This window comes from Novipirellula aureliae, assembly GCF_007860185.1.
Taxonomy (GTDB): Bacteria; Planctomycetota; Planctomycetia; order Pirellulales; family Pirellulaceae; genus Novipirellula_A; species Novipirellula_A aureliae.
The window spans coordinates 203,157-219,374 of sequence record NZ_SJPY01000008.1 but is presented as its reverse complement, the minus strand read 5'-3'; the positions used below and the strand labels follow the sequence as shown (position 1 = coordinate 219,374).

Here is a 16,218-nt window from a genome sequence, read left to right as displayed (position 1 = left end):
TCGGACGCCAATTCTTTTTGTGCATTTCCGTGTTTTTTGTGGCGATTCCCCATTCATGGAAATTGGATTAGCGCAACTGGATGGTGGGTGGCACCAGTCGACCCTATTGGCCACGAAAAACACGAGAAGACACAAAAAACTGGAGTAGTGTTTTAGATCATTTTTAGTTTTGCTTTCCCTTGCCGGTAGCTAGGACCAATGTCTGAAGTGTCGCGTCGGACGCCAATTCTTTTCGTGCCTTTTCGTGTTTTTTGTGGCGATTCCCCATTCATGGAAATTGGATTAGCGCAACTGGATTGTGTATGGCACCAGTCGACCCTATTGGCCACGAAAAACACGAGAAGACACAAAAAACTGGAGTAGTGTTTTAGTTTATTTTTAGTTTTGTTTTCCCTTGCCGGTAGCTAGGACCAACGTCTGAAGTGTCGCGTCGGACGCCAATTCTTTTCGTGCCTTTTCGTGTTTTTTGTGGCGATTCCCCATTCATGGAAATTGGATTAGCGCAACTGGATGGTGTATGGCACCAGTCGACCCAATTGGCCACGAAAAACACGAGAAGACACAAAAAACTGGAGTAGTGCTTTAGATCATTGTTAGTTTTGTTTTCCCTTGCCGGTAGCTAGGACCAACGTCTGAAGTGTCGCGTCGGACGCCAATTCTTTTCGTGCCTTTTCGTGTTTTTTGTGGCGATTCCCCATTCATGGAAATTGGATTGGCGCAACTGGATTGTGTATGGCACCAGTCGACCCTATTGGCCACGAAAAACACGAAAAGACACAAAAAACTGGAGTAGTGTTTTAGATCATTTTTAGTTTTGTTTTCCCTTGCCGGTAGCTAGGACCAATGTCTGAAGTGTCACGTCGGACGCCAATTCTTTTTGTGCATTTTCGTGTTTTTTGTGGCGATTCCCCATTCATGGAAATTGGATTGGCGCAACTGGATTGTGTATGGAACCAGTCGACCCTATTGGCCACGAAAAACACGAGAAGACACAAAAAACTGGAGTAGTGCTTTAGATCATTTTTTGTTTTGTTTTCCCTTGCCGGTAGCTAGGACCAACGCCTGAAGTGTCGCGTCGGACGCCAATTCTTTTCGTGCATTTTCGTGTTTTTTGTGGCGATTCCCCATTCATGCAGAACGCTGCGTGGGAGTCAAACTTGATCTTCGGTTTCCAGCCGTATGAAGCGAGAAGTTGCCAGTGCGTATGCCTTTGTGGGGAGTCGACATCGGTCACCAAACACCACGCTACCGCTTCCGCCGATCGCAAGTGAAAACGTAGGGCAGGTTTTCAACCTGCCCTGGCTGGCGGACAGGATAAAATCCTGTTCTGCAGACGAAAACCGGAGCTAATAGCTTGCGGAGTCCAACTTCACTTTCCCTCGGAAAATCCAGTAAATCACGACCGTGTAGCTCAACACACACGGTATACCAACCACGGCAATAATTAACATATTCTTCAACGTTGCAGGACTGCTACGAGCATTTTCGAGCGTCACCGTAAACGCCGGATCGATATTGGATATGACAAAGTTCGGAAAGATTGCCACGGCGAACAACAATGCCAATGCCAGAATCACCATCGCGGATGAAAAGAACGCGTAGCCAGGACGTCCGAGATGCATCGCCCGTGGAATGTTCAGCACCGCCAGTGCGTTGGCAATCGGAACGATCCACAACCAAGGATAGTCCTTCAAATTGTCGGTCGCATGGGGCACATGAAGAATCGTTGCCACGGTGACGATCACGTACATGGCTGCAAACACGAAGAAAAGCTTTAGGATGTTCGCTTCCACGCGCCGCTGCAGATCACCCTCGGTTTTCATGTACAAGTAGATTGCACCATGCAGTGCAAACAAGGACGTCGTCAACAAACCAACCAACAAGGGATACCAAGTCAGTTGATCGAGTAGCGATCCGTTGTAGTGAAAGTCAGGCCCCAATTTCATGCCTGCCAAAACATTTCCGCCTGCGACCCCTAACAACACCGACGCTAGCAGCGAAGACAAAAAGAAACTCACATCCCAGTACGTTTTCCATTTTGGCGAATGCACTTTTGAGCGAAACTCTAACGAGACCGCTCGCCCGATCAAACACGCTAACAGCAAATGAAACGCTTCATAGAAACTGCTGAACACGGTGGCGTACGCATTCGGAAACGCGGCGAACAAGGCACCACCGAAGGTCACCAACCAAACCTCGTTACCATCCCATAGTGGGCCGATTGAATTGATGACCAACCGCCGCTCGATGTCACTCTTTGCAACGAACGGATGGAGGATTCCGACGCCAAGATCGAAGCCATCCAAAATCGTATAGCCGATCAACAAAACGCCAATCAACAAGAACCAAATCAATGTCAATAATTCGTAACTCATTCGCCTGCATCCTCCATCATTGAACCGCCGAAACTTCGTCCAGAGTGGCCAATTGATTCTCGCATCGATTCGTCACGATGCTCTGCCTTCAAACGCTGCATCTCCTCCACCGAATCGGGTCCATGTTTGATCTTGGCATTGAGAACGAAAATCCAAATCGCAAACAACAGCGAGTAGATGATTCCAAACATGATGATCGAACTAACCACTTGGCTAGCGACCACCGATTCGCTCAACCCATCACTGGTTCGAAGCCCCATCATCTCGACGCCGCCTTGGACCGATGGATAAACGATCCACGGTTGCCGCCCGACTTCGGCAGTAATCCAACCTGCTTGGTTGGCCACCATTGCGGCAACCGGCGAAAAGACGAGCCCCCACAACACCCAACGCCAACTTTCCAGTGATCCTTTGTAACGGAGGAAAACGGCCAAAGCGGCTAAAGCCAACATCGCGGTACCGAGCCCTACCATCAAATGGAACATCTGAAACGGGATCCAAACGGGCGGACGCTCGTCGGCCGGGATTTGGTCCAGTGCCGGCACGGGAGTTTCCAAGTCGTTGTAAACCATAAAGCTAAGTAGCCTTGGTACTTTGACGTCAAAGTAGATCTCCTCCTGCTGAGCGTCGGGCCATCCGAACAGAGTCAATCCCGTCGGTTCGTCACTCGAGTGGAAGTGAGCCTCCATCGCCGCCAATTTCGCAGGCTGAGTTTCCACGAGCTTCTGCGCCGAATCATGCCCGGTGATCGCGGACAAGAAAGAGAACAACAAAGCCGACGGCAGTGAGATCGCCAAACATTTTTTGGCAAAATCGCGATGCCGATTCTTGAGTAGATAGTATGCGGAAACCGACGCGACGAAGAACGCACCGAGGACAAACGCGCCCATTAGAGTATGTGTCAAACGATCGACCGAGGACGGATTAAAAACCATCGCCCAAAAATCGGTGACCTCCGCCCGTGGCACTTGCTTGCCTTGAATTTCGTTCCAAACAATTTCGTAGCCCGCTGGGGTTTGTTGCCAACTGTTGGCGACGACGATCCAAACCGCACTAAAGACCGATCCAAGGAAAACCATCGCGGTGCTGAACAAGTGAAAGCGAGGTCCGACCCGGTCCCAACCGAATACCAACACTGCCAAGAAGCCACTTTCGAGAAAGAACGCAAAGATCCCTTCAGCTGCCAAGGCGGACCCAAACACATCTCCGACAAATCGCGAATAGGCAGCCCAATTCGTACCGAATTCGAATTCCATCACAATTCCGGTTGCGACCCCCAGAGCAAAGTTGACGGCAAACACGCGTGTCCAAAACCGTGCCGCCGATTCCCAGACCGGGTTCTTGGTCCAATTGAACGCTAATTCACAGAGAAAAAGTTGGAGACCAAGCCCGATCGAGAGCGGTGGAAACAGGTAGTGAAACATGATCGTGCCAGCAAACTGTAACCGGCTCAGCAATTCAACATCCATAGGATTTCTTTCGTAAGGCTGGATCGCTCTGCTAAAGGCTGTGTCGTTCTGCTCTCCGAGCGACTATCGCCGCGCTTCGCTTTCGGAATCTCGAATTCGACACTCTAGAGGGGGACTCGGACAATGAAAAGTGTGGCCGATTGACGCATTCCCCAAAACCGAACCTCCACCGGGATCCCTTCAGCGATCAGCGATCACGACGTCGGTTCGGCAACATTGGTCGTTTGACGCTCGCACCGTTCTTTTCAACGCAATGGCCGCTACCCCGGATTGATTCCTTCGCCGTTTTGGCTCGAACGAATTGCTCAAAGGACGACGAATCACCTGAATCATCCGGACAAACCACGAACTCCTTTGCCACAACGAAGAATTGAGGTAAGAATCTTTCATGGCTGTGGCTTCCAGCCGCAGCTTACTGGGGGAAAAGGCCCCAGCCACTCTTTTGCCAAGCCGAAAACCAAGCCGAAAATCAAGCCGAAAATCATGCGGGGACAAAGCACGAGGCTATAGCCGATTTCGGGAATCGGCAAGAGGTGTGGAGGGTCGGCCAGAGCCTAGACACTAGCAAATCTGCTTTAGGCCTGCGATATCGCTTCTTCGATCGCTTCGGCATATTCCGCTTCGGTCATTTCGAGTAGCGTTCGCAGCTCGCTCAGAATTTGAATCTGTTTTTCTCCCATTTCCCCTTCGGCGGATGCAACGAGGAACATCGCTTGTAGTGCTTGGCGTTTTTGGGATTGGCTCCACCGTCGCGAGGTCGTTAGCACGTAGTTGGTCGCGTTGATTTTGTTTTCCCGAGCGACCGAACAGAGATGCCCGAGTTCTTCGCGTTCCATTGGCCAATCGAGCCAGCGTTCGGAGACATCGAGCAGCACATCGACCTCGGTTTCCGAAACGTAGTCGTCTGCAAGAGCGACCAACACACAGGCTCTCGTCACCTCCTCTTTGTACTGTCCTTCCAGAATTGCTTCATGCTGTTTTCGGTTCATCTCCAAAACGGTGATGTCCCAAGTGCTTCGGCATCCATCGCATTGAACAAATTCTTCCGCACCACCGATGGGGACCGTCGGAATAAAGTAGAGCGTCAAAAACGGGCGTCGCGCACGCAGTCGGTACGAATTCGACGTGCGGCACGTCGGGCAATAGAAGCTGCCGCGATCGCGTGTGCGGGTCAAGTTCATCGTGCCAATCAGGATCATCGAAATCATTGTTTTAAAGGATCGTCCGTTTGAAGCTTCGAAAAGGTAGGGTGAGTCGGATTAGAACGTTTTTCATGATGGACGTCCCTATTTTATTCCGATAACAACCTTTGTGTATTCTGGTTGACTGTAAACCTTTGCTGCGGAGATCGAAAGCATTATGTCCCTCATGCCGGTTTCGACCACGCGGACAAACAGCGCTTTATCGACTCAGCGATTGTTGCAGCAATTAAACGCCGATCAGTTGGCGCTTCAGCGGCAATATGACCAATTATCGACCGGCCGGCGGGTATTGCGGTTGTCCGATGACCCTGCCGCAGCCAACCGGGCGGTTGCCCTCAACCGCGGCATTGACCGTGGCGAGCAGCTCGTCCGCAACGCCAATTCCGTCACCGGCTCGTACGATTCCGCCGATTCAGCCCTCGGAAAAATCAGTACAGCCCTGATTCAAGCTCGAGGTGCGGCGGTCGAAGGTGCACAAACGGTCCTCTCCGACGACGAGCGAGTGGCGATTTCGACGACCATTAGCGAAACGATCCAGAATCTATTTGCGGCGGGTAATTCGATGTTCCGCGACCAGCAACTTCTCGGCGGGATTCTCGATTCCGGCAACGCTTTGGTCTATGACGGAAACGAAGTCGTCTATACCGGGCGCAACGCAATTGGAAGGACTGAAATTGGCGCCGGCACACCAGCTGCAATCAACGTTACCGCGTCGGAATCGCTCGGCGCCTTCTCGATGATTCTCGAGGGCGACCCGCTCAATGCGGCGCTCGATCGTGAAACTCGTTTGGGTGATATGAAGGAAGGTCGAGGGGTCTCAGCGGGCATCATCCGTATTTCAGGGGGGGGTGAATACACGACCGTCGATTTGCGGACCGCTGGGACGATTGGTGATGTCGCCGACGTCTTATCCTCACTCGAGATCGACGGCCGGAAACTGAACGTCCGTATCGGCGACGATACGTTCGAAGTCGCCTATGCCGATGGGTTGGCAGGCACGCTAGCGATTGAAGACGCCTCGGGTGGCAGCATGGCGAAAGACTTGTCTATCGAAAATAAAGGCGGTGCCGAAGCCCCGCCTATCATCGGTGATAAACTCATGCCACGAGTTACGACGAACACGAAAATCGCCAGCCTGAACTTTGGTGCCGATGAGGACATCTCGGACGGACTTATCATTCGCCAAGGCAATCAATCGTTCAACGTTGATTTGTCCGAGGCGGAGACGATGGGCGACGTATTGATTGCAATCAATCGCAGCGGAGCGGACGTCCATGCATCGCTTAATGAAACGGAGGGACGAATCGAGTTGCATTCTCTGCGCAGCGGAGTCGACTATTCCATTGGTGAAAATGGTGGAAATGCTGCGACCGTTCTCGGTATCCGGTCGGCAACCGGACAAACGCTGATTGAAGAATTGGGGCATGATCGAGGAGTGATTCTTAACAACGATACGCCCGATTTGTCGATCACCCGGCCAGATGGACGCGTCTTGGAACTCGACCTCGAGTCGGCAAAAACGGTCGATGATGTCATTGAACTCATTCAAAATCATCCGCAAAACCAAGACTCCGCACGTGTGTTGGTAGGGCTGAACGAGTTTGGTAATGGCATCGAGCTAAACGCACCGCCGGGAACCGAGCCGATGGTGATCCGTCAATTGGGAACCAGCAATGCGGGAAACCGACTAGGATTGATTCCCGAGGGACAGAACGAGGCTTCGGGTGAAAGCGTCGGCAGCGTCAACCAAATCGCGGGGACCGACTACATGCCGCTCGAGGCGGGCGGTGCGATCGATACGCTATTGCGTCTTGAAAAGGCGGTCTTGGATGGAGACGTTGGTGAAATCGATCGACTACAACAACGAATTGATGACGATTTAGACCGAGCGACCTACGCTCGCGCCAAGGTGGGGATTTGGTCACGGAATATGCTCGACATGAAAGAGACCACCGAGACTCAAATCGTGCAAATGAAAGAGCAGTTGTCGAATGAGGTCGATGCCGATTTGGCAACCGTGATTAGCGAGATGCAGCAGCGGCAAGTGGCGATGGAGGCATCGATGCAGCTGATCGCAAAGACTTCGCAGATGACAATCTTGAACTATCTGTAGCGATTTTGTCGATTTTACCTCGGCAAAGCGACGATATCGATAATGGCTGCAAAACGCCGTATTCGCTTGGGAAAACAAAATCATGAAAATCGATACGAACCGCTTCGGACAATTGAACCTCCACTGCGACGAATTGTTTCTGTTTCCGCAGGGGCTGATCGGGATGGAATCGCTTCGACAATGGGCATTAATCCCTGATTCACAAACGCCGACCGTGGCGTGGCTGCAAAGCGTTACCGCAGGCAATCGTGCTATACCGTTGATCAGCCCTCGAGCCTTCTTTGAAGACTATCGAATCAATATCGGCCGCCGCGATCTCGGCAGCCTGCAACTGCGTACTGGATGCGAACTCTACGTGATGACGACCCTTTCGGGACATTCGGAAAAGCTGACCACGAACCTTCGAGCACCTGTGTTGCTAAACTTGGATCGTCGGCTCGGTTGCCAAGTCATTGCAGACAACGAATGGCCGATTCAACAACCGATGCCGTTATCAACCCAAGCGTCGCTGAGTTCATTGGTGGTCCAACGCCGAGCGGCTTAGCCGAATTAAGAATTAGCCGTCTTACGAAACGGTAAAGAAATCGTTCGTATCGAGCGGTTCCCAAGGGCGACATTGAGGGGCGAGCGGAGCTGGGGGGGGTATCAGAATCGGAATGTCGCGTTTGGGTTTCCCATCACGACGGGTGTCGATTTTAGTGCTTCCGCGTTATTTTATTGAAAACGTAATAATCGGCACCCTCTCAATCGACAGGATTATTTCATGAGCGTCCCCGCTGCGAGGTTTGACATACTCCAAAAACGTTTGTCCGAGCATTCGCAAACTCAGGTGTTGCGGTTTTGGGACCAGCTTGATGATCAGGGCAAGCAGCATTTGGCTTCACAGCTCGAAGAGATCGATCTCGACTTGATCAGCCATTTGATCGCTGACAAAGACGAAAAGCCTGATTTTGCTGCGATTGCCGCGGCCGCCACCGCGCCGCCTGCTGTACGGGCCGACGGAAGCGGCGCGGCGTGGACAACCGAGCAGGCGTTCGAGCGAGGCGAGGCGGCATTGCGTGCGGGTGAAGTCGGTGCGATTTTGGTTGCTGGCGGTCAGGGAACGCGTCTCGGCTTCGATCAACCCAAGGGGATGTTTCCGGTCGGCCCGGTTTCAGGCCGAACGCTGTTTCAAGTCTTCGCAGATCGCTTGTTGGCGATCGAGGCCTTGTACGGCAAAGCGATACCGTTTTACATCATGACCAGTGATGCAACGGACGCACAAACTCGAGCGTACTTTGAAGCCAATGATTATCTGGGCCTCAAGCAAGACAACGTGCGGATTTTCCGCCAAGGCACCATGCCAGCGATCGATGCCAAAACCGGCAAACTGCTGCTGGCTTCGAAGGACTCGCTGGCACTCAGTCCCGATGGGCACGGTGGCACGGTTCGAGCGTTGAAGCGGAGTGGGACGCTCCAAGACGCTCACAACCGAGGGGTCAAAATGTTGGCCTACATACAAGTCGACAACCCGCTCGCGAACCTGGCTGACCCCACCTTGATCGGACATCACTTATTGGCAAACAGTGAATTGACGACGCAGGCCATCCGTAAACGCTATGCGATGGAAAAGGTGGGCAACTTGGCTCAGTCCGATGGTGTCGTTCAAGTCATTGAGTACAGTGATTTGCCGGTCGAAGCGGCAGAGGCTACGGACGACAATGGCGACCTGAAGTTATGGGCTGGCAGTATTGGAATTCATGTCATTGACGTCGCGTTTTTGGACCGAGTCGCCAACGAAGCGAGTGCATTGCCGTTCCACCGAGCGAATAAAAAGGTGGCCTATGTCAACGAAGCGGGCGAACGCGTCGAACCAACCGAACCGAATGCAGTGAAATTCGAAAAGTTCATTTTTGATCTCTTGCCGAAAGCCCAAAACGCGTTTGTCGTTGAAGTCTTGCCCAGCGAGGGTTTTGCGCCGGTCAAGAACGCGGACGGAGCCGAGAATGACACGCCCATGTTGGCTAAAAAAGCCATTGTCGATCTGAGCCGCAAGTGGCTCGAAGCTGCCGGGGCGACGATCGCCGAAGGAGTGATGGTTGAAATCAATCCTCGATTTGCGTTGACGCCGGATCAATTGCGTGAAAAGATTCCCGCAAACTTGCACGTCGATGAAGATCGCTACTTCGATAGAGGTCACTTCGACAGGGAATGATAGGAAACCCAGCCTCGATCCCGCAATCACGCCCTGACAGATGGCAGGTTTCCTGCTAATTTCTGAGTTCGCCTAGTCCATTTGCTCGACATCGGGTTACAATAGAGTGGTCTACGAACCTCCCCGCCCCACGAACCTACCCCAGCAACGTTCTCGCCCTACGATCCGATGAATCTTCTTTTGAATTATTTTTTTGAGCGTCCGCAGCAGTCGGTCTCCGATGTCGTTGTTACGCGTCGACGCTCCCGTCGGCGGCAACGCCCCGTTCGGACTGGGCGAATCCTGTTAGTACTTCTGCTGGTCGTGGCCGCTGTTTCGGCCTCCGGATGGTACGGCTACTCCTACTTGGACGATCGAGCCGCTGGAATCAAACAGGAAGACTTGATCACAGCGACGGTATGCGTCGGCCCGTTTGATCATATCGTGATTGAGCAAGGCGAGATCGAAAGCAGTAGCAATATCGAAGTCATTTGCGAAGTCGAGGCTCGCGGTGGTAGCGGCACACCAATCTTGTGGGTGATCGACGAAGGAACTCGCGTCAGCAAGGGCGACAAATTGGTCGAGCTTGATGCATCGCAACTTGAGGTGACGCTCAAAGACAATCGAATACAAGTGATCACCGCGGAGTCGGCGTTAGCCAGTGCCAATGCGTTGTTAGAACAAGCAACGATTGCTCGCCAGGAATACCTTGAAGGGGTGTACAAAACCGAGGAGAAAGCGATTCAGAGCGAAATCGCCATCGCCGAGCAAGAGCTTCGCAAGGCTCAATTGGCGCTCGAAAGTAGCGAACGATTGGTTGCCAAAGGACTCGTTAAATCGCTACAGCTCGACGCGGATCGCTACAGCGTTGCCAACGCCAGTAATCAGCTCGAATCTGCAAAGGGCAGACTGACCGTGTTACAGGAATTGACTCGCAAGAAAATGTTAGTCCAATTCGATAGTGATATTAATGCAGCCAAGGCGGACGTTGCCGCCAAACAAAGCTCCTTCGAAGAGGAACGTCAAGAATTGCTAGATGTCCAAGAGCAGATCGCGAATTGTGTCATCTATGCACCTGCCGACGGAGTCGTCGTCCATGCGAACCGCTACAGCCGTCGGGGTGGCGATTCCGAATTTGTTGTCGAAGCAGGCGCGACGGTACGTGAGCGTCAAGCAATTATTCGATTGCCCGACCCGACAAGGATGCAAGTCAAATGTAAAGTCAACGAGTCACGGATTACTCTGATTGAACCAGGGATGCCGGCTCGCATTGCAATTGATGCCATTGTCGGCATGGAACTTCGCGGTGTGGTCGTTAAGGTGAATCGATACGCGGAACCAGGTAGTTGGTATAGCTCCTCGATCAAGGAATACGCTGTTTGGATTGAAATCATCGATCCGCCCGACAACATCCGTACCGGGATGACTGCCGAGGCACAAATCTTTGTCGAACAACTTGACGATGCGATCCAAATACCCATTCAGGGATTGTACGAGCACGGCGGCGAAATGTACTCTCTCGTGCAAAAAGGTCCACAAACATTTGAAACTCGCAAGGTCAAAGTCGACGCGACCAATGATGCAATGGCTAGTATTACCGATGGCGTTGAGGAAGACGAATCGATCGTCTTGAATCTGCGTTCACATTTGTCGTTGCTGGATCTGCCCGAACTTGATCAAGTCGACAATAGTGACATGCGAGACATTTCCGAGCGAATGCGAAATGAAACGGGCGATGGAGAGAATTCCTTGCGGACCGATTTGGAGGCGTCCATTGCCAACGCGGATCCATCGATGGTGGAAAAGATGGAATCTCGAATTCGCTCGGATGGCAACCCAGACGGTTCTAGCGGAGCGGCACTCGGCGGGATGCCAAACCCCGCCGCGATCGCTGGGCTTAGCATGGATCTTTACGACACCGATTCCGACGGAATGATCTCAACAACCGAGATCGACGCAATCGATGATCCCAATCGTCGCGATTCGATGAGTGCAGCTGATACCAACGGCGATGGAAACGTCAGCCGAGCGGAATTGATCGAAGCGATTCGCAAACGAACGGGCAATGCAAGCGGTGGCCCCGGCGGTCGCGGTGGAGGCGAGCGTTCATGAGTGCATCGAGCGTCGGTTTGACAGGCGAATCACTCGCCCCCTCCCTCGAGACGTCGCCCCAAAGGTCGTCCCAGAAAACGCCAGCGAAAATGGCGACTTCGATCCGAGATTTGAAGAAGGAGTGGGTGCTCAAAAGCGAAACCGTGCGTGCGCTCCGTGGCGTTTCGTTCGAGGTTCCCGAAGGTGACTACATCGCGATTATGGGACCGTCTGGTAGCGGCAAGAGTACGCTGCTAAACCTGCTCGGTTGTCTCGACAAACCGACCTCCGGTACCCTCATGCTTGGCGACGACGACATCGGAAGCCTGAATGATGATCAGTTGGCCGAAATCAGAAGTCAACGTATCGGATTTGTCTTTCAAGCTTACAACTTGATTCAACAACTAAGTGTGGTCGAGAACATTGAAGTCCCTTTGTACTACCAAGGTAAGATTGGTCCGGCGGAACGCAAAAGAGCAATCGAACTTGCCGAACGTGTTGGGCTGGCCGACCGCCTCGATCATCGACCGACTCAATTGTCGGGTGGGCAACAACAACGCGTCGCGATTGCTCGGAGTTTGATCAATGACCCTTTCTTTATCTTGGCGGATGAACCGACGGGGAACCTCGACTCGGTGACGACGGATGAGATCTTAGCGATCTTTGACCAATTCAACGACGAGGGTCGTACGATCATCATGGTAACGCATGAAGATGAATTGGCGGACCGCGCAAAACGCGTGATTCGACTCAAAGATGGCATGCTCGCCCTCGATGCAACCGTCAGCGAAGAGAAACGAACGGCAACTCGAATTGCTCAACGCAAAGCGGTTGAAGAATTACTGGCACGAACAGGTTAAAGATTTATGCTCTGGTTGCGAACTTGGCGGCTCGGCATCAAGAGTCTTTCGCTGCATCCGCTACGAACTTGCCTGACAATGCTCGGCATCCTGATTGGCGTATGGTCGGTCATCGTATTGACAGCCATTAGTCAAGGCGCGTCCGATCAAGTGCAAAAGCAAATCGAATCGCTTGGCGCCAATACGATTATTCTTCGCAGCATTAAACCGCCCGAGGAAAAATTGGCGGGCATGTCGGCCGCGAAATACGGTTTGTTGAGAACCGATCTCGAACAGGTACTTGGCGGAGTTCCGACGGTTGAATCGGCGGTCCCCATTCGCGAGATTCGTCGGCAAATTGCTTTTCGAGATCGCATGATCGATGGACGACTCGTCGGCAGCACGGCTCTCTATGATGATATCAATAACCTTGCGATTCGAAAAAATGGGGGCCGGTTTTTAAGCGATGCGGACGGTTTTCAGAAATCGACGGTCTGCGTGATTTCATCAGGCGTCGCCGAAAAACTCTTTCCCTACGAAGAGCCGCTCGGGAAACGAATCTATGTTCCCGAGAGTGAGGATTATTACAAAATCGTGGGTGTGCTTGAGCATCGCAATCCCTCCGCTGCGATCGGTGGCTCTCTCGATTCTCAAGACTTCTCTGCGGATGTTTACGTCCCCATTGAAACGCTTCGGCAACGGGTGGGTGACACGATCATGACCCGCCGTAGCGGCCAATTTCAAGTTGAGATCATGGAGTTGAACCAAATCACGTTGCAAGTCGCTTCGGTCGATCAAGTACGGACCACCGCAGCGATGATCGAGTCGATGCTTGGCCCCAAACATGCCGATATCAATGACATCGCCGTCGTCGTCCCACTTGAACTGCTCGAGCAGGCTCGGAATTTGCGGATGATGTTTCTAGGTATCGGCGTTCTAATCGCTTGTATTTCGCTGATGGTGGGCGGGATTGGCATTATGAACATCATGTTGGCCAGTGTGACCGAGCGGACGCGTGAAATTGGGATCCGGCGTGCTCTCGGCGCCAAACGCGGTGATATTGTTCGGCAATTCTTGGTCGAAACGTTGGTCTTGAGTTTTGCAGGTGCCACTCTCGGTATTTTACTGGGATTCCTGGGGCCTTCGATGTACCGAGTTTTATTGTTCAGCGTTCGAATTGGTATGCCGGACAAGTTTGCGGCATTGCCCGATGCGATTCGTGAAGCGGAACCGGCAATTGTGGTGGCGACGATTCCCTTGGCCGTCTTGATTGCAGTTGCCGTCGGTTTGATCAGCGGATTGTACCCCGCCGTACGGGCAGCAAGAATGAACCCCATCGAAGCACTTCGCCACGAATAGAGAGTTACCAACTATTGCTGCGGAGCATCCCAAGAGGCCACCCTTATTTTTCCGTCGCGGTCGATCGTGACGCAGATTGCACCGAGATTAGCGGTGACATGCACCTCCGAACCGTAGGCATTTAGCATTCGTTGGACCTCCGGCTTTTTCGCTCGCTTGCCGCCGCTAACGATCACATCGGCTGGCCGCGACCATTGCAAAATCGCCTCCGCGTCCATCGTCAAGCTGCCGTGATGGGGAGCCATCAACACACCGCCTGGCTTTGGCCGCGGCTTATCGATCAACACTTGCGTCCCAGGCGGTTCCAAGTCGCCCGGCAATAGCAACGTTGATCCGTAATGTTCGATCTGCAACACCAAACTGTTCGCGTTGTCACTTCCATCGACCCCGCCTGCGGGCGGATGCAAAACCTTAAACGCATGGTGCTCTTGGGAAGCGGTCTGGAATAAGAACGGTCGATTGGAAAGGTCCGTCAATTCAACCACCGCAACGTTTGCCTCCTCGATCGCTTTCCGGACGGCGATCAAACCCGATTCCGATTCCATAAGCAAGCCGGGTGGTGTGACGATTCGGTCGACTCGGAATCTCTCTAGGATACCTGGTAAAGCGTTGTAGTGGTCTGAATCGGCATGAGACAAGAAAACCGCATCGATCCGCGTCGTACCGGTCGACCAAAGGACCGAATCAATGTCGCGACTACTGCCGCCGATATTGGCGAGTCGACCGCAATCGTATAACCAAACATGACCGTCGCTACCGCGTATGACGACACTCGTCCCATGGCCAACGTCGACAAAAGTCGCCTGCAGCGTTCCTTCGGGCAATGGCGATGGATTCATGGCAAAGAACCATGCCGCCAATCCCCATGTGGGTATCCATGCATAACGAAACGATGAAGCGAAACGTCCACGAAACGAGAGAGACGCAATCATGACGCCATAAAACAAAACAACCATCCCTGCGGGTGGGGAAGGCAACCAGAAATGGCCCGCCGGAACGGTCGCAGCAACTGCAATCACCCAGTGCATCGTCGCCAAACCCCATCCACAAAGGCACCCGGGGACGATGGCCAACGGTTCGAAAATCGACCCGCCTATGACGGTCAAGACTCCATTGGCCAGTGACCAAAACAAGAACGGACTTAGCAGCACATTGGTCGCGACACTGACGAACGAAACGACATGGAATTGATGCCACACCAAGGGCATACTGATCAAACTGACGCATCCCGAATACCAAACCGCACGCCCCAGTCGTATCAAGACATACCGCCCGTAGCGAACGAACGCCGGCGCTACGCTGTGGATGAGCCGATCGAGTTGCTCCTCATTCTCAACCGCGATTTCGGCACCGCGTGACGATTGGATAACGCGTTGGCCACACAAAAACAACGTTCCTACCGCGACAAATGACAATTGAACTCCGACATGAAAAAGATTTTCAGGATTCAATATCATCAATAGTAAACCAGCCATCGATAGGGTATTGATCGGCTGTGCTGGACGCCGTAGCCAGATCGCGGTCATCACGACCGCGACCAAGACGGCTGCTCGCATGACGGGTGGACGACCGCCCGTAATCGCGGTGTAGAGACAACACACGGTCAAGATAAATCCGATTCGAATCCCAAGAGGAAACCGGAGCAGCGTCGCCGTCCAGCTAGCGAGAACAATGACAATCGCCAGATGCAGCCCACTGACGCTTAGCAAGTGAGCGGTTCCCGTCACCAACAGGAGATCACGAGTTTCCGAATCGACAAACTCACGTTGACCGATCACCAAGGCAACGGCCAACGGTCCCATCGTGTCGCCGGTATACTTGAGGAGCAGTTCTCGGCTTCGAGTGGCGATCGAGGCGATAGGACGATCCAACGCAAACCGGCTACCGAGCAAAACAACTTGCTCTTCGGCGTCAACATCGACTCGCGCATGGATGCCTCGGTGCCGATACACCTTTCGCAAATCCAGCTCACCCGGATTGGTTGGGTGATTGATTTGTTGAAGCTGTCCAAAAACGCGAAGCTCGTCACCCGGTCGCAAGGCGGCCAAATAACCAGTGCAAACGACGTGAACATGCCCACGACATGGCTCGAATCGATCTTCAATGCGTATTTTTCGTAGATTGAGTTGGATGATCGATTGCCAAGGCGATTCCTCTTGATGACGAGGCCAATCGCCAAGCGGGTTTTTGCGGATCACGATCGGACGCATGATGACGCCCTCAAGGATGGTTGGCTCGCCATCCGTTGTTGCGATCGAGAGTATCGAAGCCGATTGATAACGAGCGTCGCAGTAGGCATGATAGAGTCCAGCGAATGCAAAAAACAGAACCGCAATCGCAACGCGGCGAATCGCGTTTGTTCCAAAGAAAAACGTGACAATCGTCGCTGACGCCACCACCATCCAAGCGGCTTGCCGAACGGCGAGACGGTGCGGCAGGCACGAATCGATCGCAATCCCCGCCGCAAATGCTATTGCCAAAATCAACAACGGGTGCCTCGCCCAAAAATCGTGGATCGGGCCATCCGAATTCGAATCGATCCTCGTTTTCGCAGCGCTCGTCAATGAACACTTCCTCCTACGATTTGGTAGACTACA

The 16,218-nt window shown here is 52.8% G+C and carries 10 protein-coding genes; 6 read left to right on the top strand and 4 right to left on the bottom strand.

All coding sequences use genetic code 11. From position 1 onward, the window contains the following. Positions 1-1,346: 1,346 nt before the first annotated feature. The 3 genes from cydB to Q31b_RS23130 all read right to left on the bottom strand — a co-directional run bounded on the left by cydB (position 1,347) and on the right by Q31b_RS23130 (position 5,052). Positions 1,347-2,375, bottom strand: a complete 1,029-nt coding sequence (gene cydB, locus Q31b_RS23140) for a cytochrome d ubiquinol oxidase subunit II (RefSeq protein WP_146602031.1) — start codon at positions 2,373-2,375, stop codon at positions 1,347-1,349. Further along, positions 2,372-3,844 (bottom strand): cytochrome ubiquinol oxidase subunit I, encoded by a 1,473-nt coding sequence (locus Q31b_RS23135; protein WP_146602030.1) that lies wholly within the window; start codon positions 3,842-3,844, stop codon positions 2,372-2,374. The genes cydB and Q31b_RS23135 overlap by 4 nt, the downstream gene beginning before the upstream one ends. Before the next feature lie 575 nt (positions 3,845-4,419). Beyond that, entirely contained in the window at positions 4,420-5,052 is a 633-nt protein-coding gene (locus Q31b_RS23130) for a tellurite resistance TerB family protein (RefSeq protein ID WP_231617785.1), read from the bottom strand. Between the two features lie 160 nt (positions 5,053-5,212). Between Q31b_RS23130 and Q31b_RS23125 the strand changes: the two genes are divergently transcribed. From Q31b_RS23125 to Q31b_RS23100, 6 genes are all read left to right on the top strand, one after another. Further along, positions 5,213-7,159, top strand: coding sequence for a flagellin N-terminal helical domain-containing protein (locus tag Q31b_RS23125; protein ID WP_231617784.1), 1,947 nt, complete (start codon positions 5,213-5,215; stop codon positions 7,157-7,159). Positions 7,160-7,241: 82 nt separating this feature from the next. Next, positions 7,242-7,703 carry a flagellar assembly protein FliW gene (gene fliW / locus Q31b_RS23120; protein ID WP_146602028.1) on the top strand — a complete coding sequence of 154 codons (462 nt, stop codon included), beginning with the start codon at positions 7,242-7,244 and terminating at the stop codon, positions 7,701-7,703. A 219-nt stretch (positions 7,704-7,922) separates the two neighbouring features. Then, entirely contained in the window at positions 7,923-9,353 is a 1,431-nt protein-coding gene (locus tag Q31b_RS23115) for a UTP--glucose-1-phosphate uridylyltransferase (protein WP_146602027.1), read from the top strand. 282 nt (positions 9,354-9,635) lie between these two features. Then, a complete protein-coding gene (locus Q31b_RS23110; protein ID WP_390622347.1) occupies positions 9,636-11,444 on the top strand; it encodes an HlyD family efflux transporter periplasmic adaptor subunit in 1,809 nt (602 codons plus the stop codon). A gap of 89 nt (positions 11,445-11,533) precedes the next feature. Then, on the top strand, positions 11,534-12,283 hold the full coding sequence (locus tag Q31b_RS23105; RefSeq protein ID WP_231617803.1) for an ABC transporter ATP-binding protein: 750 nt from the start codon (positions 11,534-11,536) through the stop codon (positions 12,281-12,283). Positions 12,284-12,289: 6 nt separating this feature from the next. Then, on the top strand, positions 12,290-13,621 hold the full coding sequence (locus Q31b_RS23100) for an ABC transporter permease (protein ID WP_146602024.1): 1,332 nt from the start codon (positions 12,290-12,292) through the stop codon (positions 13,619-13,621). An 11-nt stretch (positions 13,622-13,632) separates the two neighbouring features. Here the strand turns inward: Q31b_RS23100 and Q31b_RS23095 are convergent, their stop codons facing one another. Beyond that, complete coding sequence (locus Q31b_RS23095) at positions 13,633-16,185, bottom strand: ComEC/Rec2 family competence protein (RefSeq protein WP_146602023.1); 2,553 nt, start codon at positions 16,183-16,185, stop codon at positions 13,633-13,635. Between the last annotated feature and the right edge of the window lie 33 nt (positions 16,186-16,218).

Bases quoted from the DNA above. Each gene is read 5' to 3' on its own strand.
- Q31b_RS23100 (WP_146602024.1), top strand. From the start codon at position 12,290: ATGCTCTGGTTGCGAACTTGGCGGCTCGGCATCAAGAGTCTTTCGCTG.
- fliW (WP_146602028.1), top strand. From the start codon at position 7,242: ATGAAAATCGATACGAACCGCTTCGGACAATTGAACCTCCACTGCGAC.
- Q31b_RS23115 (WP_146602027.1), top strand. From the start codon at position 7,923: ATGAGCGTCCCCGCTGCGAGGTTTGACATACTCCAAAAACGTTTGTCC.
- Q31b_RS23105 (WP_231617803.1), top strand. From the start codon at position 11,534: ATGGCGACTTCGATCCGAGATTTGAAGAAGGAGTGGGTGCTCAAAAGC.
- Q31b_RS23125 (WP_231617784.1), top strand. From the start codon at position 5,213: ATGCCGGTTTCGACCACGCGGACAAACAGCGCTTTATCGACTCAGCGA.
- Q31b_RS23130 (WP_231617785.1), bottom strand. From the start codon at position 5,052: ATGATTTCGATGATCCTGATTGGCACGATGAACTTGACCCGCACACGC.
- cydB (WP_146602031.1), bottom strand. From the start codon at position 2,375: ATGAGTTACGAATTATTGACATTGATTTGGTTCTTGTTGATTGGCGTT.
- Q31b_RS23135 (WP_146602030.1), bottom strand. From the start codon at position 3,844: ATGGATGTTGAATTGCTGAGCCGGTTACAGTTTGCTGGCACGATCATG.